The organism is Shewanella sp. MF08487, assembly GCF_050848685.1.
GTDB lineage: Bacteria > Pseudomonadota > Gammaproteobacteria > Enterobacterales > Shewanellaceae > Shewanella > Shewanella glacialipiscicola.
In genome coordinates this window covers 77,188-97,871 of sequence record NZ_JBOZPB010000002.1, presented here as the reverse complement: position 1 = coordinate 97,871, position 20,684 = coordinate 77,188, and the positions used below count along the sequence as shown (strand labels likewise).

The 20,684-nt window shown below is 45.9% G+C and carries 13 protein-coding genes; 2 read left to right on the top strand and 11 right to left on the bottom strand.

Annotation, left to right across the window (positions count from 1 at the left end; all coding sequences use genetic code 11):
- Window positions 1-505: 505 nt before the first annotated feature.
- The 4 genes from cydX to purL all read right to left on the bottom strand — a co-directional run bounded on the left by cydX (window position 506) and on the right by purL (window position 8,506).
- Entirely contained in the window at window positions 506-622 is a 117-nt protein-coding gene (gene cydX / locus ACRN9H_RS01795; protein WP_220773850.1) for a cytochrome bd-I oxidase subunit CydX, read from the bottom strand.
- Window positions 623-648: 26 nt separating this feature from the next.
- Complete coding sequence (gene cydB / locus ACRN9H_RS01790) at window positions 649-1,788, bottom strand: cytochrome d ubiquinol oxidase subunit II (RefSeq protein WP_432312211.1); 1,140 nt, start codon at window positions 1,786-1,788, stop codon at window positions 649-651.
- 15 nt (window positions 1,789-1,803) lie between these two features.
- On the bottom strand, window positions 1,804-3,360 hold the full coding sequence (locus ACRN9H_RS01785) for a cytochrome ubiquinol oxidase subunit I (RefSeq protein WP_432312210.1): 1,557 nt from the start codon (window positions 3,358-3,360) through the stop codon (window positions 1,804-1,806).
- A 1,264-nt stretch (window positions 3,361-4,624) separates the two neighbouring features.
- On the bottom strand, window positions 4,625-8,506 hold the full coding sequence (gene purL, locus ACRN9H_RS01780) for a phosphoribosylformylglycinamidine synthase (RefSeq protein WP_432312346.1): 3,882 nt from the start codon (window positions 8,504-8,506) through the stop codon (window positions 4,625-4,627).
- Between the two features lie 280 nt (window positions 8,507-8,786).
- Between purL and mltF the strand changes: the two genes are divergently transcribed.
- Window positions 8,787-10,214 carry a membrane-bound lytic murein transglycosylase MltF gene (gene mltF / locus ACRN9H_RS01775; protein ID WP_432312209.1) on the top strand — a complete coding sequence of 476 codons (1,428 nt, stop codon included), beginning with the start codon at window positions 8,787-8,789 and terminating at the stop codon, window positions 10,212-10,214.
- A gap of 331 nt (window positions 10,215-10,545) precedes the next feature.
- On the opposite strand, the gene tadA is transcribed toward mltF, so the two are convergent.
- From tadA to guaB, 3 genes are all read right to left on the bottom strand, one after another.
- Window positions 10,546-11,073 carry a tRNA adenosine(34) deaminase TadA gene (gene tadA / locus ACRN9H_RS01770; protein ID WP_220773156.1) on the bottom strand — a complete coding sequence of 176 codons (528 nt, stop codon included), beginning with the start codon at window positions 11,071-11,073 and terminating at the stop codon, window positions 10,546-10,548.
- Between the two features lie 146 nt (window positions 11,074-11,219).
- Entirely contained in the window at window positions 11,220-12,797 is a 1,578-nt protein-coding gene (guaA, locus tag ACRN9H_RS01765; RefSeq protein WP_432312208.1) for a glutamine-hydrolyzing GMP synthase, read from the bottom strand.
- A gap of 114 nt (window positions 12,798-12,911) precedes the next feature.
- Window positions 12,912-14,378: an IMP dehydrogenase gene (gene guaB / locus ACRN9H_RS01760; RefSeq protein WP_220773154.1), complete on the bottom strand. Its 1,467-nt coding sequence runs from the start codon at window positions 14,376-14,378 to the stop codon at window positions 12,912-12,914.
- 121 nt (window positions 14,379-14,499) lie between these two features.
- Here guaB and xseA point away from each other — a divergent pair, with 121 nt between their 5' ends.
- Entirely contained in the window at window positions 14,500-15,846 is a 1,347-nt protein-coding gene (gene xseA, locus ACRN9H_RS01755; RefSeq protein ID WP_432312207.1) for an exodeoxyribonuclease VII large subunit, read from the top strand.
- Between the two features lie 96 nt (window positions 15,847-15,942).
- On the opposite strand, the gene der is transcribed toward xseA, so the two are convergent.
- From der to hisS, 4 genes are all read right to left on the bottom strand, one after another.
- Window positions 15,943-17,409 (bottom strand): ribosome biogenesis GTPase Der, encoded by a 1,467-nt coding sequence (gene der / locus ACRN9H_RS01750; protein ID WP_432312206.1) that lies wholly within the window; start codon window positions 17,407-17,409, stop codon window positions 15,943-15,945.
- A gap of 78 nt (window positions 17,410-17,487) precedes the next feature.
- On the bottom strand, window positions 17,488-18,675 hold the full coding sequence (gene bamB, locus ACRN9H_RS01745; protein WP_107883379.1) for an outer membrane protein assembly factor BamB: 1,188 nt from the start codon (window positions 18,673-18,675) through the stop codon (window positions 17,488-17,490).
- Between the two features lie 11 nt (window positions 18,676-18,686).
- On the bottom strand, window positions 18,687-19,307 hold the full coding sequence (locus ACRN9H_RS01740) for a tetratricopeptide repeat protein (RefSeq protein ID WP_432312205.1): 621 nt from the start codon (window positions 19,305-19,307) through the stop codon (window positions 18,687-18,689).
- Between the two features lie 24 nt (window positions 19,308-19,331).
- Entirely contained in the window at window positions 19,332-20,612 is a 1,281-nt protein-coding gene (hisS, locus tag ACRN9H_RS01735) for a histidine--tRNA ligase (RefSeq protein ID WP_432312204.1), read from the bottom strand.
- Window positions 20,613-20,684: the final 72 nt, after the last annotated feature.

Sequence of the window (20,684 nt, the reverse complement as noted above, 5' to 3'; positions counted from 1 at the left end):
TGTAGAGAGAAAAATAATCTAAAGTGAACGCTAACTAACCATCACACGCAATGCATGTTGCACTGATTTCCGCCCTTACCAATACGTTCTTGCGAATAGCTTCAAGCTTAACTGCCACAATGGTGTACAACATTATGTTCTCTTCCTTAGCGTCACTTCCCTATTATCCCGCTATATGCACTAGGGCGTGTTGACGTTTCGAGATGAAATTTTGTTCGCTCTGGCAAGCTCGTGATCACGAAACGAAGAGTGACATGTAGTTATTCTACTCAAATGACGAGTGACAAAGAGCAAGAGCTTGCCAGACGAACCCTTCGGGCAGCGTTTGGCTGGCGTTTCTGCTGCATTATCGCCCGTTTATGTAGAATAACTACACTGCACGGGCTTTGCCTTGCATAAAAGCCAGCCAACTCGCTGCAAAAATAACCCTGAAACGTCAACACGCCCTAATAATGGCCCAATAAAAAACCCCGCAAGCGCGAGGTTTTCAAATCGAGTTTAGACGTTATTCAGCATCATCTGCCGATCTGTCCATATTCTCAGTATTTTCAAGCCATAAGGCATTGATGATACCGAAAGAACAGGCTAACAAAACCCCTAATAACCACGTGAAATACCACATAGTAGATGCTCCTTAAATTGTCAGTATTAGTAGAGTGAGGCTTTATTATCTTCGATATGTTTACGGCCGATACGACCAAACATTTTGAAGTAAGTCCACGCTGTGTAACTTAATACTAAAGGTACAAAAATCGCAGCGGCAACCGTCATCACACCTAAGCTTGTTTCACTGGCTGTTGCATCCCACATAGTCAAACTCACATTCGGATCTAATGACGATGGCATCACAAATGGGAACATCGCTGCACCGCAAGTCAAAATGACCATAGCCACTGTGAGTGAACTAAATAAGAAGGCAAAACCGGAACGGTTAAAGCGACTCACTAAAATCACTAACAAAGGTAATACCACACCTAAGATTGGGAACAACATAGTGATGGGATATTTATCATAGTTAGCTAACCATGCACCAGCTTCAATCGCAACCGTCTTTAATGCTGGGTTAGAAACCGCATAATGATCGAGTGTAGAAGTCACCACATAACCATCAATCCCATTGGCTAGCCACACGCCTGCTGCTGCAAATAACACTGCCACTAATAACGCAAAGAATTGCGTGGCTTTTGCTGCACGAACGCGCAGTTCACTATCAGTCTTCATTTGCAGCCAAGAAGCGCCCTGCATCATGAACATGCTTACGCTCACCAGACCTGCGAGTAGACCGAAAGGATTCAACAGACCAAATAAACCACCGTGGTATTTAGCCCGCAGGAACTCGTCAAATTCAAACGGTACGCCTTGTAATAAATTACCAAAAGCGACACCGATGATCAGCGGAGGCACAAAACCACCGACAAACAAGGCCCAATCCCATGACTTACGCCACTTTGGATTTTCAATTTTTGAACGGTAATCAAAGCCAACTGGACGCATATAAAGCGCAAACAGTACCAACATCATGGCGACATAAAAGCCAGAAAAAGACACTGCATACACCATAGGCCAAGCGGCAAATAGCGCGCCACCCGCTGTAATTAACCACACTTGGTTGCCATCCCAATGGGGGGCAATAGTGTTGATCATAATGCGGCGTTCTGTGTCGTCTTTACCAATAATCGGTAGCAACGCACCCACACCCATATCAAAACCGTCCGTTAACGCAAATCCGATGAACAGTACGCCGATCAAAGCCCACCAGATAACTCTCAACGTTTCATAATCAAACATAATGAAATCCTCTGCTTAAGCTTCTAGTTTCTCGAAATGATAACGACCCGTTTTTAAACTACTCGGACCAATACGGATAAACTTAAGCATTAAGAATACCTCAATCACCAACAGCACTGTGTAGAACAAGGTGATAGACAAGATGCTGAACCATAAGTCGCTAGTCGTTAAGCTTGAGGCTGACATAAAGGTCGGTAATATCTCTGAAATAGTCCAAGGTTGACGACCATACTCAGCGACAAACCAACCACACTCGATGGCAATCCAAGGCAATGGCAAACTATAAAGCGCGGCTCTAAGTACCCATTTTTTCTCTTGAATTTGATGACGAGTGCTTTGCCAAAATGCAGCAGCAAAGACAAACAACATAATAAAGCCTGCAGCCACCATTAAGCGGAAACTCCAGAAAATAGGCGCTACGTTTGGAATAGAATCTTTAGCAGCGGCTTTAATTTGTTCTTCGGTCGCATCGACAATATTATCGGTATAACGTTTGAGTAAGAAACCGTAACCTAAGTCCACTTTAGCGTCTTCAAAAGCCGCTCGTAGTTCAGGAGTCACATCACCCGCACGCAGTTTGACTAACATCGCATACGCTTTCATACCGTTACGAATACGTACTTCATGCTCAGCAATTAAATCATGGATACCCGTAACTTGTTCATCAAGTGAGCGGGTAGCAATAATGCCCATTGCATAGGGGATTTTAATTGCATAATCGGTATGCATGGTTTCCTGATTAGGGAAACCGACAGCGGTAAAGGCTGCTGGAGCAGGTTCAGTGTGCCACTCAGCTTCAATCGCCGCTAATTTAACACGCTGTGCCTCACCCACTTTATAACCAGACTCATCGCCTAACACGATAACCGATAAAATCGACGCCATACCAAAACTGGCCGCAATCGCAAAAGAACGACGAGCAAAAGGCAAATCACGCTTTTTGAGGATGTAATAAGCACTGATCGCCAATACAAACATGGCACCAGCGACATAACCAGATGCCACGGTATGGACAAATTTCACCTGCGCGACGGGGTTAAAGACCACCTCAGAGAAGCTTATCATCTCCATACGCATTGTTTCGTAGTTAAACACAGAACCGACAGGGTTTTGCATCCAACCGTTTGCGATCAAAATCCACAGGGCTGACATGTTAGAACCAAAAGCTACTAACCAAGTCACCATTAAATGTTGGCGTTTAGAGAAGCGATCCCAACCAAAGAAGAACATACCCACAAAGGTCGATTCTAAGAAGAACGCCATCAGGCCTTCAATCGCTAATGGCGCGCCGAAAATATCGCCTACATAGTGCGAATAGTAAGACCAGTTCGTTCCGAATTGGAACTCCATCGCCAAACCCGTCGTCACACCTAAGGCAAAGTTAATTCCAAATAACTTACCCCAGAACTTCGTCATATCTTTATAAATTTGTTTATCTGTCATCACATACAGTGATTCCATGATCGCCAGCAAGAATGCTAGCCCCAGAGTTAAGGGAACAAATAGGAAGTGATACATGGCTGTCAGCGCAAACTGCAACCGTGACAGCTCAACAACCTCTGCAACAATCATCGGTGACTCCTTACGTGGTGCGTCCAATGGCTATGGACATAGGCAATTATTCGCAACAAGTGCCTTGGTAGGATAGTGAGTTTCATTTTGTGCTTATATCTGTCATCAGTATAAACCGTTAAATTTAATCTTTCGCATTACATCCAAGCTGCAAGGTGTAAAAAGTCCTCAGCCTCATAACATATCGAGATATGAGTCACACTATTACATAACATTGGGAGCAATACTTTACTACTTAATAGGTCAAATGAGTCATCAATATAAATATCAGCAAGTTAAGATATATATTTACGCTCATCTACTGTTATTTTATACGCCTGAGTTTGATTCAAATCAATCAAACCCAGTGGTTTAGATGGGTTTTGCGGCAAGGCACACACTTCCCTACAGGAAGGTATTGACAACATCCACCAACGAGAGTAGTGAACTTGCATTATTCTATATAAAGCCATGGTTTTACACCTTAGCCACAAAAATCGTACGCTAACAGTCGAAACCAGAACAAATTAAAAAAATAGCAACAATCATACTAATAACAAATAACAAACAAAAACACATTAATAAAAATAAATTAATAAAAAACAATATTTTATATTTGCGCGGTGTATTTCAACCAATAAATAAAAAAATTAACCATTATTTTATCTAATGTATAATTGTATTTTTTCTCGTTTGATAAGCGCATTTGAGTTGTCTAATATATAGCCTGTGTTAAGGAGACAATTGGGTTACACGGTGTCGTCGCCCAGCCCAAACCTACTTCGCGCACATTGGTATTAACTTTTGGTGTGGAGATATTGATATGACTAAATTATTTGAACGTCTGGTTAACAGTTATAAGCGTGTTTTTGTTGAACTTTATACCGCTAATGAACTTAAATAACACTCCGAATGACTCGAAAAAGTCATTGGATTAATTTGACGTCCTATTAACAAAAAAAGCCCCCATCTCATTAAGATGGGGGCTTTTTTTGTTAATACTCATGATGGTTTTCTTGAGTGATAAAGTGAAGTAAAACAACCTGTCGTTCATCAACTCGGCTACGACCTACTTAGTAATAGGTATTTAATGCTTGAAACGACTATTTTATCACTTTGATCTATTAGCATATTTACAATAAGTATTAATAGCCTGAAATATATCGTTTTTTGTAAAAGTGCATTTTAAATATGAAAAAAGGAGCGAAATTATCGCTCCTTTTTTACGCTGACATAAACCGGATTTTACCCTTCAACAAAGGCAAAAGCCGTTGACTTTAAACGCTTAACCTAAGGTCACTCGCGCATTACGGAACATACGCATCCAAGGGCTATCTTCACCCCAAGCATCAGGATGCCAAGAGTTAGCTACGGTTCTGAACACGCGTTCGGGGTGCGGCATCATCAACGTTACGCGGCCATCAGTGGTACAAATTCCAGTCAAGCCATTTGGCGAGCCGTTCGGGTTTTGTGGATACTGAGTCGCGATATCACCTTTACCATTGACAAAACGCAGTGCAATCGTGCCTGACGCTTCGGCAATCGCCAGCGCTTCAGGGCTAGCAAACTCAGCCAAACCTTCACCGTGGGATACAGCAATGGGCATACGTGAACCGGCCATACCTTGGAAGAATAACGACGGGCTCTGTTGCACTTCAACTAAGCTGAAACGCGCTTCGAAACGCTCCGAGCGGTTACGCACAAAACGTGGCCAGTGCTCGCTGCCTGGGATAATTTCTTTCAGGTTCGACAGCATTTGACAACCATTACACACGCCAAGGGAGAAACTTGAGTCGCGTTCAAAGAAACGAGAAAACTCATCGCGAGCACGCTCATTAAACAGAATCGACTTAGCCCAACCTTCACCTGCGCCTAATACGTCACCATAAGAGAAACCACCACAGGCCACTAGGCCTTGGAACTCCTCTAGGCTGATACGGCCAGATAAAATGTCCGACATGTGTACGTCACGGCTTTCAAATCCAGCACGATCAAAAGCAGCTGCCATTTCCACGTGGGAGTTAACGCCCTGCTCACGCAAAATCGCCATCTTAGGCGCAGCGCCCTTAAGAATATAAGGCGCGGCAACATCAATACTAGGGTCAAAACTTAAGTTAACGGTTAAGCCTAAATCGGTTTCGTCTTGTTTAAGTTTGAACTCTTCAAGCGCGCACTCAGGGTTATCACGTAGAGCTTGCATACGATACGTGGTTTCTGACCACACAGTACGCAGCGCCACACGGGTATCACTGAAAATTTCACGCGCGCCATCTTTAATGGTGATGCGTTGATCGTCGGCTAACGTTCCGATCACATGGCAAGGCACGCCAGCGATAGCGAACTGAGCGGCAATTTTCGCAGCATTGTCACGGCTCACTTGCAGCACAGCGCCGAGTTCTTCATTAAAGAGTCGTTCTAAATCCGTGCCCTGCAAGTCTTCTACATCTATGTCTAAGCCTGTATTACCGGCAAAAGCCATTTCCACTAAGGTAGTGAATAAACCACCGTCGCTACGGTCGTGGTAAGCGATAACCGATTTCTTAGCCACCAGATTTTGCATGGTTTCAAAGAACCCGCGCAGCAGTGCAGCATCGTCAAGATCCGGCGCTATATCACCCAGCTCACCAAACACTTGGGCTAAACAAGAACCGCCTAAACGATTTTTACCCGCACCTAAATCCACTAACAGTAAAGACGTTTCGCCTTTATCTGTGCGTAGCTCTGGCGTCACTGTATTGCGAATATCTTGCACCACACCAAAGGCGGTAATGACCAATGACATAGGCGACGTCACGGTTTTATCCGCGCCATCTTGCTGCCATGCGGTCTTCATCGACATAGAGTCTTTACCGACCGGAATGGTCAGGCTAAGCTCTGGACATAGTTCTTCACCCACGGCTTTCACCGCTTCATAAAGACCCGCATCTTCCCCAGGGTGGCCCGCTGCAGACATCCAGTTGGCAGAAAGCTTAATACGCTTAAATGAACCTATATCGGCACCGGCGATGTTCATGATTGATTCAGCCACTGCCATACGGGCAGAGGCGCCAAAATCAAGCAGTGCCAGCGGTGTACGTTCACCCAGTGACATAGCTTCACCGGCGTAGGTATCAAAGCTCGCCGCAGTCACAGCGCAATCGGCCACAGGCACTTGCCATGGACCCACCATTTGGTCACGGTTCACTAAACCCGTTACAGTGCGATCGCCAATAGTGATAAGGAAGGTTTTATCCGCGACCGTTGGCAAGCTCAGTACGCGTTTAACCGCTTCTTTAACATCAATCTTGTTTTGTTCGAGCGCTGGCGATACCGCTTTAGCCGATACCACATCGCGGCTCATCTTAGGCGCTTTACCTAATAAGACTTCGAGCGGTAAATCGATAGGATTATTATCGAAATGGCTGTCGCTAAGGGTCAGGTGTTTCTCCGCTGTCGCTTCACCCACAACCGCAAACGGGGCGCGCTCACGCTCACAAATTGCAGTAAATAGTGCGAGGTTTTCAGGGGCAACTGACATCACATAACGCTCTTGTGATTCGTTACACCAGATTTCCAGCGGGCTCATGCCAGGCTCATCCGAAGGCACATTACGCAGATTGAATAAACCGCCGCGCTCGCCGTCATTCACAAGTTCAGGGAAAGCGTTCGACAAACCGCCCGCGCCCACATCGTGGATAAATTGGATAGGGTTTTTATCGCCAAGCTGCCAGCAACGGTCAATCACTTCCTGACAACGACGTTCCATTTCTGGGTTTTCACGTTGCACAGAAGCAAAGTCGAGATCTTCACTCGATTGACCCGATGCCATAGATGATGCGGCGCCGCCACCCAAACCAATGTTCATCGCAGGGCCGCCCAGCACAATCAGCTTAGCGCCAACGGTGATTTCGCCCTTCTGTACATGTTCTTCGCGAATGTTACCTAAACCACCGGCCAACATAATGGGCTTGTGGTAACCACGCACTTCAACGCCGTTATGGCTGCTGACTTCCTGCTCGTAGGTACGGAAATAACCGACCAGTGCAGGACGACCAAACTCGTTGTTAAATGCCGCGCCGCCCAGTGGGCCTTCGGTCATGATATCGAGCGCACTCACGATACGATCTGGCTTACCGTAGTTACCTTCCCATGGTTGAACAAAACCTGGGATTTTTAAATTTGATACGCTAAAGCCCGTTAAACCTGCTTTAGGTTTAGAACCACGACCCGTTGCGCCTTCATCACGGATTTCACCACCCGAACCGGTTGCAGCGCCAGGATAGGGGCTGATGGCGGTTGGATGGTTGTGGGTTTCCACTTTCATCAGGATGTGCATAGGTTCAGTGTGGTAGTTGTACACCCCATCTGGATCGGGGAAGAAACGACCGGCAACCGAGCCTTCCATCACAGCGGCGTTATCTTTGTAGGCCGACAACACATGATCTGGCGTGGTTTCAAAGGTATTCTTGATCATTTTGAACAATGATTTTGGCTGTACTTCGCCATCAATCGTCCAATCTGCGTTAAAAATTTTGTGACGACAATGCTCTGAGTTTGCCTGAGCAAACATCATCAATTCAATATCGTGGGGATTACGGCCTAAACGGACGAAGTTTTCGACTAAATAGTCAATTTCGTCTTCGGCTAAGGCGAGGCCCAGTTCAGTATTGGCTACCTCTAATGCACGGCGGCCTTCGGCAAGAATATTTACACTCTTAAATGGTACTGGCTCGGTGCGTTTGAATAACACATCAGCTTTAGCAAAATCATCGAGAATGATGTCAACCATGCGGTCATGCAGCAGTGCATTTAAGGCATGTTGCTGCATTGCAGTCAGTGCATCTGATTCAACATAATAGGCAACGCCTCGCTCCAAACGCTTCACTTTACCAAGGCCACAATTATGGGCAATATCAGTGGCTTTTGAAGACCAAGGAGAAATAGTACCGGGACGAGGCGTGACAAACAGAAGTGAACCTTGGGGGATATGAGTTTCTATCGCGGGTCCATAGGTGAGAATTGTTTCAAGTTGCTGGCGTTCGTTAGTGTTGAGCAACTCGCTCAAATCCGCTAAATGGACATATTCAGCATAGATTTGGCGTACCGGAAGCGCCGCATTCTCGCAGGCCTCCATCAGCTTTTGCATTCTAAACGTCGAGAGTGCAGGGGCTCCGCGGATGATCTCCATCACGTCTATTCACCTTATTATTTATTATTGCAGGGGTCAGAATTGGCGCTATTATAGGGAAATGTCTGTCACAAATCACCTGCGACCTTACGCAAAACAGTGTTTCCTGTAATATAAAAAGCGGCATATTTTTAAGTCATCATTTACCTCTATGAAGGATTTTTTTACGTTATCACAGACAAACGGATATAATCCCACCAATGTTGGTCAGTTCATCACTCATGTCCTACTGTTAATCCTTTATTTATAACGTTGATTTTATTTAATATAAGCACATTTAATGACTCGATTCTTGTTGGTTTTTATCCTAGGTTTCTTACTGACTGCCTGTCAGCCTGTTACCGTGGACGAAACAGAATTTGTGCCTAAAAAATTAACGGAGTTAAGAGTTGGCACCTTGTACGGGCCACAGATTTATATGACCTCTGGTCAAGGCGATAGCGGTTTTGATTACGATATGGCGGTGTTGTTTGCTGAATACTTAAACGTGCCACTAAAAATGGTGCCTTACACTAACAATGCCGAACTGTACGAAGCTCTCAAAAAGAATCACATTGATATTATTGCCGCGGGCATGACTGAAACACCCACCAGACGAGAACAATTTCGCCTTGGCCCACCGCTATACCGTGTTAATCAAGTCTTAGTTTACCGCGAAGGCATGCCGGTCCCTAAAGACATCAGCGATTTAAAAGGTAAGATTACTGTGATTGCCGATTCGGCCTTCGTCGAAACCTTAACCCAGTTGCAAAAACATTATCCAACACTGGTATGGGATCAAATTACCGACAAGGACAGCGAAGAATTATTGGCGATGATTGCCAATAAAGAAATTGATTACACCATAGCCGATTCCAGCAGTGTACAAATCAACCGCCGCTATTTACCTGACTTACGTTTAGGCCCAGTGTTAGAAGAAAAACTCAATATTGTCTGGTTATTACCGCCCAATCGTAGCGACCAGCTCATGAGCCAATTATTGGCTTTTTGGCATCAAGAAAAACGCGCCGGTACACTCGACCACTTAAATGAAAAATACTTTGGCCATGTAAAACGTTTCGATTATGTCGATACTCGCGCATTTATCCGCGCCATCGAAACCGTATTACCCCGTTATCGTCACTTATTTGAAAAATACGCCGGCAATTTAGATTGGCGTAAACTGGCGGCGACGAGCTATCAAGAATCGCACTGGAACCCGAATGCTCGTTCAGCAACGGGGGTACGTGGCATGATGATGCTGACCCAACCCACGGCTAAGGAAATTGGCATTACTAATCGTTTAGATGCCGAAGAAAGCATTCGCGGCGGCGCGGCTTACCTAAATGATATGATCAACCGTTTGCCAGAATCGATCCCCGAAAGTCAGCGTATGTGGTTTGCACTGGCGTCATACAACATCGGTTATGCCCATGTTGAAGATGCGCGAAAGCTGGCTGAATCAATGGAGTTAAACCCGAATGCATGGCGAGATTTAAAGAAGGTGTTGCCGTTACTGCAAAAGCGTAAATACTATCAAAAAACTCGCTATGGCTACGCTCGTGGCAGTGAAGCGGTGCATTATGTCGATAGTATTCGCCGCTATTATGACACGCTGGTGTGGATGGATAATCAATCAAAACAACACCCTGATGACGATAGCAGCGATTTAGAGGAAGAACAGCCCACACTCCCTGCTGGAACATTAAGCCCAGATCAGCCTAAATAACCTCACTAACCTGTAGAGACGTAAGCTTATCCAAGACTCAGGCTAAAACACATCTGTAGGCTAAACGCATGCTGAATTAAGCTTATCTAACCCGTGCTATTGCCGCATTTAAGTGCAACTGTTACTGTCTTGGTTTAACGGCTACGATAATGCGTTAACCGACAGCAAAATAACAATAAATGGGGTCTATATGAAAAGAAAAGCCATCAGCAACACAGCTGCGCGTCGTCGCACTTTACTAAAAGTCCGTCATAGACGTATTTTAAATCGTCAAAAACTGTTCTTTACTTTTATCCAATCTCAAGATTAATCCTGCCACTTAAATCAATGTTTACTCAATCGATTGCTGCGCCTTTTGAGCCTGTTTCAGGGCTTTTTTTTCATCTCTGCGACGTTTAAAAAAACGACTCAATTGCGCGCTACAAGCCTCGGCTAATACTCCAGAAGTGACTTCAACTTGGTGATTAAATGCAGGATGCTGCAGTAAATTGATCACGGTACCAGCTGCGCCAGTTTTTTCATCCCGTGCGCCAAAAACCACCCTTGCAATACGGCTATGCACCATAGCACCTGCACACATGGCGCAAGGCTCAAGCGTGATATATAGCGTTGCATCTAACAAACGATAGTTTTCGACTAAGCGCCCCGCCTCCCGTAAACATAAAATTTCCGCATGGGCACTAGGATCGTGTTGGCTAATCGATAAATTATAACCGGTGGCAATTTGTTGGCCGTCCTTTACCAATACGGCGCCCACTGGCACTTCGCCTGCGGCCTCGGCTTTTTCGGCCATCTGCATTGCTACTTGCATCCAATATTCGTCTTGCTGTGATGGCTCATCTAGCTCAATTTGATCCACTCATGCCCCTATCTCATCGCCAAAAATAAGGCGGATTATATCAGTCAATTAACCATATTTCATAACAGAGTCATTCAACCCAAGTTACTCCATAAACAACAAAAAAGGCGCACTTGGCGCCTTTCACGTTAATTCAAATAATTAACTTATTCCCATTCGATCGTCGCTGGCGGTTTGCCAGAGATATCGTAAACCACACGGGAAATGCCATCGACTTCGTTGATGATACGGTTAGACACACGGCCTAAGAAATCATACGGTAGATGCGCCCAATGGGCGGTCATAAAATCGATTGTTTCTACGGCGCGCAGTGATACAACCCAATCATATTTACGGCCATCACCCATTACGCCGACAGAGCGCACAGGTAAGAACACCGTAAAAGCTTGGCTGACTTTGTTGTATAAGTCGGCTTTATGCAGTTCTTCGATAAAGATAGCATCGGCGCGGCGCAGCAAGTCACAATATTCTTTCTTCACTTCACCTAATACGCGCACACCAAGACCTGGTCCTGGGAACGGATGGCGATAAAGCATATTGTAAGGCAGACCTAACTCAAGACCAATTTTGCGTACTTCATCTTTAAACAGTTCGCGCAGTGGCTCAACTAGACCCAGTGCCATATCAGCAGGCAGACCACCCACGTTATGGTGAGATTTAATCACATGGGCTTTGCCTGTGGCGCTGCCCGCAGATTCAATCACATCGGGATAAATGGTGCCTTGGGCTAACCATTTTGCATTGGCACATTTTTTTGATTCTTCATCAAAAATTTCTACAAATACACGACCGATGATCTTACGCTTAGCTTCTGGATCGGCCTCGCCTTTCAGCGCGTCAAGGAAGCGGTTTTCTGCTGCAACATGAATAATATTCAGGCCAAAATGATCGCCAAACATATCCATCACTTGCTCAGCTTCGTTCAAACGCAGTAGACCGTTATCAACAAATACGCAGGTCAGATTTTTACCGATAGCACGGTGCAGCAGCATAGCCACCACCGATGAATCAACACCACCTGATAAACCGAGGATCACTTCATCATCACCGATTTGCTTTTTCAAGCGCTCAATCGCATCTTCGATAATTGATGAAGGTTTCCAATTTGCCGCGCAGCCACAAATGTCTAAGGCAAAGTGTGATAACATGCGCTGCCCTTGGCGAGTGTGGGTCACTTCTGGGTGGAATTGTACTCCGAAGAATTGCTTTTCTTCATTGGCCATAGCTGCAAACGGGCAAGTGTCGGTTTTAGCAACCGCAACAAATCCTTGAGGAATCGCCGAGACTTTGTCACCGTGGCTCATCCATACATCTAGTAGTGGCTTGCCTTCGCCGCTGACTGCATCTTCAATGCCTTTAAATAACAAAGAATCTGTCAGCATTTCTATTTGCGCGTAGCCAAACTCGCCCTCACCCACACCTTGAATGACTTTACCGCCCAGCTGCTCAGACATGGTTTGCATGCCGTAGCAAATACCAAGCACAGGAACGCCCGCAGTAAATACGTATTCAGGTGCACGTGGCGAATTTTCAGCCGTCACACTTTCAGGGCCACCAGCAAGAATAATACCGTTCGGGGCAAATTCGCGGATTTGGGCTTCTGTTACATCCCACGCCCACAATTCACAGTACACACCGATTTCACGGATACGACGGGCAATCAATTGAGTGTACTGAGAACCAAAATCGAGGATCAGTATCTTGTGCTCATGAATATCGCTCATGGGTAACCTTTATCTCATCTATTGTTTTAACATTGCTCAACGCGGCAATAGCCAACGTTGAGTATTGAATCATAGGTTGTCAAAGAGGCGCCTTAGCGCCCTCTCATCAAACGCTTAAGAACCTGAACGGTAGTTTGGTGCTTCTTTAGTAATCATGACATCGTGTACATGGGATTCACCCATGCCCGCAGAGGTCACTTTAACAAATTGCGCTTTTTCATTCAGTTCGGTAATTGTGGCACAACCGGTTAAGCCCATGCATGAACGCAGTCCACCCATGTGTTGATGAATGATTTCTTTCAACTTACCTTTGTAAGGTACGCGACCCTCAATGCCCTCAGGCACCAGTTTGTCGGCCGCATTGTCAGATTGGAAATAGCGATCTGAAGAACCTTGAGACATAGCACCTAATGAGCCCATACCGCGGTATGACTTATAAGTACGACCTTGGAATAGTTCTGTTTCGCCAGGGGCTTCTTCTGTTCCTGCGAACATAGAACCCGCCATAATGCACGATGCGCCCGCTGCTAAAGCCTTAGCTAAATCGCCAGAAAAACGTACGCCGCCATCAGCAATAACCGGAATACCTAAGCCTTTCAATGCTTCAGCCGCATCAGAAACGGCAGTAATTTGCGGTACGCCCACACCTGTTACGATACGCGTGGTACAAATAGAGCCAGGGCCGATACCTACTTTAACTGCGTTAACGCCAGCTTCAACTAGCGCTAATGCACCTTCCGCCGTGGCAACGTTACCGCCTATAATTTGTAAATTGGGGTGCTTAGCACGGGTTTCACGAATACGTTGTAAAACGCCTTCTGAATGTCCGTGGGAAGAGTCGATAAGTAGTACGTCAACACCGGCTTTAACGAGTGCGTCAACACGCTCTTCATTACCCGCGCCAGCACCCACGGCTGCACCAACGCGTAAGCGGCCTAACTCGTCTTTACAAGCGTTAGGTTTACGTTCGGCTTTCTCGAAGTCTTTAACGGTGATCAAACCTTTTAGTTTGAAATTATCATCAACAACAAGGACTTTTTCGATGCGATGCGAATGCATTAGCTTTTGCACTTCATCCAATTTAGTGCCTTCGGCAACTGTGACTAAACGCGATTTTGGCGTCATCACCTCTTCTACCGTTCGACTCCAGTCCGTGACAAAACGCACGTCACGTCCGGTAATGATTCCGACGAGTTCATTGGCATCGTTAACAACGGGGTAACCCGCAAAACCATTCTTCAATGTTAATATTTTGAGGTCAGCTAAGGTTGTTGATGGGGTAACAGTAACAGGTTGTTGAACCACGCCTGCTTCGTAAATTTTCACTTTACGAACTTCCTCGGCTTGCTGTTCAATACTCATATTTTTATGAATAAAACCTAAACCGCCTTCTTGCGCGATAGCGATCGCCAGACGAGCTTCGGTTACTGTGTCCATAGCAGCAGACACAAGTGGGATATTCAATTCAATGGTTTTGGTCAGGCGAGTTTTTAGGATGGCGGTATTTGGGAGTACAGTCGAATGCGCAGGAACAAGCAACACATCGTCAAAAGTAAGCGCTTCTTTAATTAAACGTAGCATTTGCAACATCTCCCCATTTGAGTAGGATTTTAGAGGTGAAATATTGCGGCGGGATTATACCTTGCATATCGCCACTGGTAAATGGAAAATAGTAAATATCACCCATTTTTTGAGTAAAACGATGCAAGGCACCAAAAATAATATTTACACTGTCTCGCGGCTCAACGGTGAAGTCAGACAAATTCTCGAGGGACAACTGGGTAAAATTTGGCTCAATGGTGAAATATCTAACTTTTCATCACCCAGCTCAGGTCATTGGTATTTAACCTTAAAAGACCACTCATCACAAATTCGTTGCGCCATGTTTAAAGGCCGTAATCAAACAGTCAGCTTTAAGCCTATCAATGGTCAGCAAGTGTTAGTTAAAGGCGCGATCAGCGTATATGAACCCAGAGGCGATTATCAATTATTAATTGAGTCCATGCTGCCCGCAGGGGATGGACTACTCGCCCAGCAGTTCGATGCACTCAAGATGAAACTCGCCGCCGAAGGGTTATTTGCCGCTGACACTAAAAGGCCTTTGCCGAAAAACATCCAACGTATTGGCGTTATTACTTCACCAACGGGCGCGGCCATTCGCGATGTGCTGCACGTATTAGCAAGGCGCGATCCTTCGATTGAAGTCATTATTTACCCGACTCAAGTGCAAGGCGCTAATGCCGACATCAACATTTGCCAAGCGATTAATATTGCCAATCAAAGGTTAGAGGTCGACGTATTACTGCTTACTCGCGGGGGTGGATCGCTTGAGGATTTGTGGTGTTTTAACAGTGAAGCCCTCGCGCAGACCATTTATAACAGCGCTCTGCCCATTGTTAGTGCGATAGGTCACGAAGTCGACACCACCATCAGTGATTATGTTGCTGATATTCGCGCGCCAACACCTTCAGCAGGCGCCGAGTTATTATCCCAAGATAGCGACAATAAAGCACAAAAATTGGCAATGGCATTATCGCGTCTAGCGCAAAGCGCAAAGCATTATCAGCTCAAGCAAGAACGACGTTTAAGTTTGCTTGAACACCTATTGCAGCGCCAAGATCCTAAACGTAGCTTGCAGCAGTTCGAACAACGATTCGATGAGATGCAATTAAGACTAGAGTCGGCGCTATCGAATCGTTTACACATACTCAGCCGCCGCCAGCAGTTGCTCACCAGTCGCCTTGAACAGCAGTCTCCCAAGCATAAGCTCGCGATTGAGGGTAGCAGGCTCAATTATCTTGCCAGTCGCTTACAGGATGCATTACAGGACAAACTGAGCCAAAGTGAGCAGAGGATAAAATACGCGGCCCATCAGCTTGAAACCGTCAGTCCGCTTGCTACCTTGAGCCGCGGCTACAGCATTACCACCGATGTGCATAACCAAGTTATCGATTGTACCGATAACGTAGCAATCGGTGACAGTGTGCAAACCCGCTTGCGCCACGGGCAACTGATCTCAACCGTTACGCAGATAACCTTGCTCGAATAGTCCACGTAACGCCATAACATTCAACGGTTAAACGCGCTTAAAACACAAAAGGAACCCTAGGGTTCCTTTTGTTTCAAATGTGCATGATAAATAACACTATTTGGCTTTTCTGTCTTTGATATGGCTTTGCGCGCGCTTGCGACGACGCTCTTGGCTCATGGTCAACTTTTCAGTCTTGTTTTCAAATGGGTTATCACCCTCGTGGAAACGCAGCTGAATCGGCGTGCCAACCACTTTAAGTGAACGACGGAAGTAGTTCATCATGTAACGCTTATAAGAATCAGGTAAACGACTCACTTGGTTACCGTGAATGACCACGATTGGCGGATTATAACCACCCGCGTGAGCATATTTAAGCTTCACACGACGACCATTGACCAATGGTGGTTGATGATCGTCCTGCGACATTTGCATGATACGAGTCAGCATAGAAGTGCTGACGCGGCGCGTGGCGCTGTCATAAGCTTCTTCAATTGATTCAAATAAATGGCCAACACCAGTACCGTGCAGCGCCGAAATAAAGTGAATACGGGCAAAGTCAATAAAGCCAAGGCGACGGTCCAGCTCGCTCTTCACTCTGTCTTTAACGCCTTGATCTATACCATCCCACTTGTTAACAGCAATCACCAACGCACGGCCCGCATTAAGTGCGAAACCTAATAGACCTAAATCTTGCTCGGCAACACCTTCACGGGCATCGATAATAAGCAACACCACGTTGGCATCTTCAACTGCTTTCAAAGTTTTGATCACCGAGAATTTCTCAATGACTTGATGTACTTTACTGCGACGACGTACACCCGCAGTATCGATAAGCACGTATTCGCGGCCTTCACGTTCCATTGGAATATAAATGCTGTCACGAGTTGTACCAGGCTCGTCAAATACCACGACACGTTCTTCACCTAAAATCCGGTTAGTAAGCGTTGATTTACCAACGTTAGGCTTACCGATAATCGCCAACTTAATAGGTAAATCTTGCAGGCGCTTTTGCTCAGCTTCAGCTTCTTCTTCGGTGTATTCGCGCTCTTCGGTCACTTCACCGTCTTCTTGGCGCACAATGCCCATAGCTTCGGCATAAGGCGTTAGCGCATATTCAATCATGTTGGTGACGCCGCGTCCTTGAGACGCTGCCATTTGGTAAACTTCACCTAAACCTAATGACCAAAATTCACCACAGGCTGAGTCGGCATCAATACCGTCCACCTTGTTAGCAACCACAAAAGTGGTTTTTTGACGGCTACGTAAATGCTGAGCAATCGACAGATCCGCAGCAGTCAAGCCCGCGCGCGCATCGGTCATAAATAAAACGACATCGGCCTCTTCAATGGCGGCAAGGGATTGCTCGGCCATTTTAGTCTCGATCCCCTCTTCAGTGCCGTCGATACCACCGGTATCCACCACAATGAACTCATAGCCAGATAAAAATGCGCGACCATATTTACGGTCACGTGTTAGGCCAGGAAAGTCAGCAACCAACGCATCACGCGTGCGCGTAAGGCGATTAAATAGGGTGGATTTACCGACGTTCGGCCGACCAACAAGGGCCACTACAGGGATCATGATTTTGCCTCTAAAAAACTTTTCAATAAAAAGCCCCCGGAACACACTTCCAGGGGCTCTACAAGGATAACACTGTTACTATGGAAGTGTTACAACAGCTAACTTTCCGCTGCGACCTTGAACATAGATTTTATCATCCACCACTAATGGTTGGCTGTATAACCCAGAACTGTCCACTTGGACACGACCTACAATCGTCCCTGTACTGCGATCGATAAAATGTAGGTAACCTTCAAAATCACCTACTACTAAATAGTCTTGATACACAGCGGGCGATGTCAACGTTCGATTGGCGAGCTCTGAGTTACTCCACAACTCTAAACCGTTACGTTTATCAACCGAGTAAATACGGCTATGATCATCAACTAAAAACAAGCCTAAACCCGCTGAGGCTAACTCGTTAAAGCTAGAATACTTACGCGTCCACACGACACGCCCTGTGCGCAGTTCCATCGACACTAAGTTACCGTTGTAACTTACTGCATATAGGTTGTCGCCTAGGATCAACGGCGTCATATCCACATCGGCCATACGCGTAAACTCGTTACCACCGGTTGGGTTATAAATCGCTTGTTCCCATGCAGCTTGACCATTATTTTTGATCACTACAGCCACTTTGCCATCGGCGGTACCAATGAAGAAGCCACCGGCTTCGTAAGCTGCTGAACCAGTCCCACGCAGGGTTAGGTTCGGTAATTGCATTTCATACACCCATAGCTTAGCGCCTGTATCAACGTTAAATGCTTCAAGTGAGCCTGAACTAGTGCTAACCACCACCACATCATCGGCAACCGTAGGTGCTGACAGTAACTCGCCGCCTGCAACTACATACCACAACACTTGGCCGTCTTCGGCGTTCAGTGCAGCAAGCAGCCCACTTTCACCACCTATAAATACTTTATCACGCGCAGCAGTCACGCCAGCGGCAATACGCGCGCCTTTGTTTTTAGCTAAGACATTGTCGCGAAATTCTTCACTGAAATCTTTAGTCCACACGCGCTCGCCTGTCGTTTGATCAAAGGCGATAACTTGTCCATAGCGATCGGCAGCAAATATTTTGCCGTAATTCACAGCCGGAGCTAGGCGAGAATAATAGTCACCCACGCCACTACCAACAGAGGCGCTCCAACTCACTTCAGGAAACACAGTTGCCTGAATTTCCGTTAGCTCACTCACTGGCTCCTCTTCAACATCGCTCGACGAACAGGCGGATAACATAGCCAGACTTAATCCAGCGGCCAGCAGGTTTTTGCACCAAGACTTCATCAAAGGATCCCTTATGCCTGATTTAGGCTATCAAGTTTGATTTTAAGCGCTGGGCTTGTCACCACACCACCATTATCCATGGCAGCTTGATAAGCTGTTTTTGCCTTCTCAACTTCACCTTGACGAACTAAAAAGTCACCTTTCAATTCTTCGCGTTGGGCGATAAACGCTTTGTCCGTCACTTGCTCTAATGTTGCAAGCGCTGCATCTATTTGACCTTGCTCTGCTTGTACTCGTGCTAAACGCAAAGTCGCAATCACATCCAGGCTTGCACCCGGTTTAGCCGCGATAACCTTGTTCAAGGCTTCGATTGCTTTAGGGTAATCCTTGGCTTCTACCGCAGTTTTGGCCACGATCAGTTCTAATAAGGCTTGATAACCCTTTTGATCATGACTTTTAGAAAACTCAGCTACGCCCGCAAGCATTGCAGCCTCGTCAGCAGATTTAGTCGTCAGCTCGTGAAACGCTTTTGAGGCTTCTTCCGCCTGCGCGACTTTAGCGTCGGAATAGTAATTCCACGCATATAAACCACCTAAGCCCACCACTGCACCAATTAAAATTGAACTGCCATAATCTTTCCAGAACTGCTTGATAGCATCAACTTGTTGTTCTTCTGTGCTATAAATTTCCACGCGCACGTCCTCTTATGTAATCTGTTACTTAATGGCCAGTTCAGCTAAATATGCACTTAAGGCATGTCGAGCTATCCGTTGTTGTTCGTTGTTATTGCGTAAATGTTTCACTGTAACCATACCGTCAGCGAGTTCATCCTCACCTATCAGTAACGCTACACTTGCGCCGCTTTTATCGGCACGTTTCATTTGTTTTTTCAAGTTACCGCCGCCACAGTGACTCATCACCTTAAGCTTTGGCAGCGCACTACGTAATTCCTGCGCGGCTTTAATGGCTTCGACAAGGCAGCTATCGCCCATAGCGATAACATACACATCTACAGCTGCGGGAATATCTTCTGTCAGCTCTAAGGTTTCAAGCAACAATACAATGCGCTCTAGCCCCATCGCAAAACCGACTGCGGGCGTATCTTTACCGCCTAATTGAGCAACTAAACCATCGTAGCGACCACCAGCAAGTACTGTACCTTGCGAGCCTAAACTAGATGTAACCCATTCAAATACAGTGCGATTATAATAATCTAAGCCACGAACTAAGCGCGGATTAATGGTGTATTTGATGCCAACAGCGTCAAGTAGTTCACGCAATTGTGAAAAATGTGTCTTCGATTCTTCACCAAGAAAATCCATCAACTCTGGCGCATCGGCCAAAATAGCTTGTACATTGGGATCTTTTGAATCCAATACCCGCAGTGGATTAGTGTACATGCGGCGCTTGCTTTCTTCATCGAGCGCATCTTTATGCTGCTCTAAAAACGCAATCAAAGCATCACGATAAACCGCGCGCTCGGCCGGATCGCCTAAGGTATTCAGCTCTAATGAAACGTGCTCACTAATCGCAAGTTTTTCCCACAGGCGGGCCGATAGCATCAAAACTTCAGCATCAATGTCAGGCGTACCTATGCCATAAACTTCAACCCCGAATTGGTTAAACTGGCGATAACGACCTTTTTGCGGGCGTTCATGACGGAACATAGGACCCATATACCAAAGGCGTTGCTCTTGGTTATACAACAGACCATTTTCGTTACCCGCACGTACAGTTGATGCAGTACCTTCTGGGCGCAGCGTTAAGCTGTCACCATTATTGTCTGCGAAGGTATACATTTCTTTTTCAACAATATCAGTTACTTCACCGATAGAACGTTTAAAAAGATCGGTATTTTCCACTATTGGAGTGCGGATTTCGCTGTAACCGTAAGCACTGACGCTTGAACGTAGTACCGCTTCCACTTTTTGCCATAGAGGACTTTGAGTTGGCAGAATGTCATTCATTCCGCGAATCGCTTGGATCTGTTTTGCCACGGTATCGACTCGTCTGATTTCGCTAAATTAATAAAAAAGTCACGCATTATAGGCTTTTCAAGACTAAACGTA

Excerpts from the sequence above, each read along its gene's own strand:
- cydX (WP_220773850.1), bottom strand. The coding sequence starts at position 622 with ATGTGGTATTTCACGTGGTTATTAGGGGTTTTGTTAGCCTGTTCTTTC.
- cydB (WP_432312211.1), bottom strand. The coding sequence starts at position 1,788 with ATGTTTGATTATGAAACGTTGAGAGTTATCTGGTGGGCTTTGATCGGC.
- ACRN9H_RS01785 (WP_432312210.1), bottom strand. The coding sequence starts at position 3,360 with ATGATTGTTGCAGAGGTTGTTGAGCTGTCACGGTTGCAGTTTGCGCTG.
- purL (WP_432312346.1), bottom strand. The coding sequence starts at position 8,506 with ATGGAGATCATCCGCGGAGCCCCTGCACTCTCGACGTTTAGAATGCAA.
- mltF (WP_432312209.1), top strand. The coding sequence starts at position 8,787 with ATGACTCGATTCTTGTTGGTTTTTATCCTAGGTTTCTTACTGACTGCC.
- guaA (WP_432312208.1), bottom strand. The coding sequence starts at position 12,797 with ATGAGCGATATTCATGAGCACAAGATACTGATCCTCGATTTTGGTTCT.
- guaB (WP_220773154.1), bottom strand. The coding sequence starts at position 14,378 with ATGCTACGTTTAATTAAAGAAGCGCTTACTTTTGACGATGTGTTGCTT.
- xseA (WP_432312207.1), top strand. The coding sequence starts at position 14,500 with ATGCAAGGCACCAAAAATAATATTTACACTGTCTCGCGGCTCAACGGT.
- der (WP_432312206.1), bottom strand. The coding sequence starts at position 17,409 with ATGATCCCTGTAGTGGCCCTTGTTGGTCGGCCGAACGTCGGTAAATCC.
- bamB (WP_107883379.1), bottom strand. The coding sequence starts at position 18,675 with ATGAAGTCTTGGTGCAAAAACCTGCTGGCCGCTGGATTAAGTCTGGCT.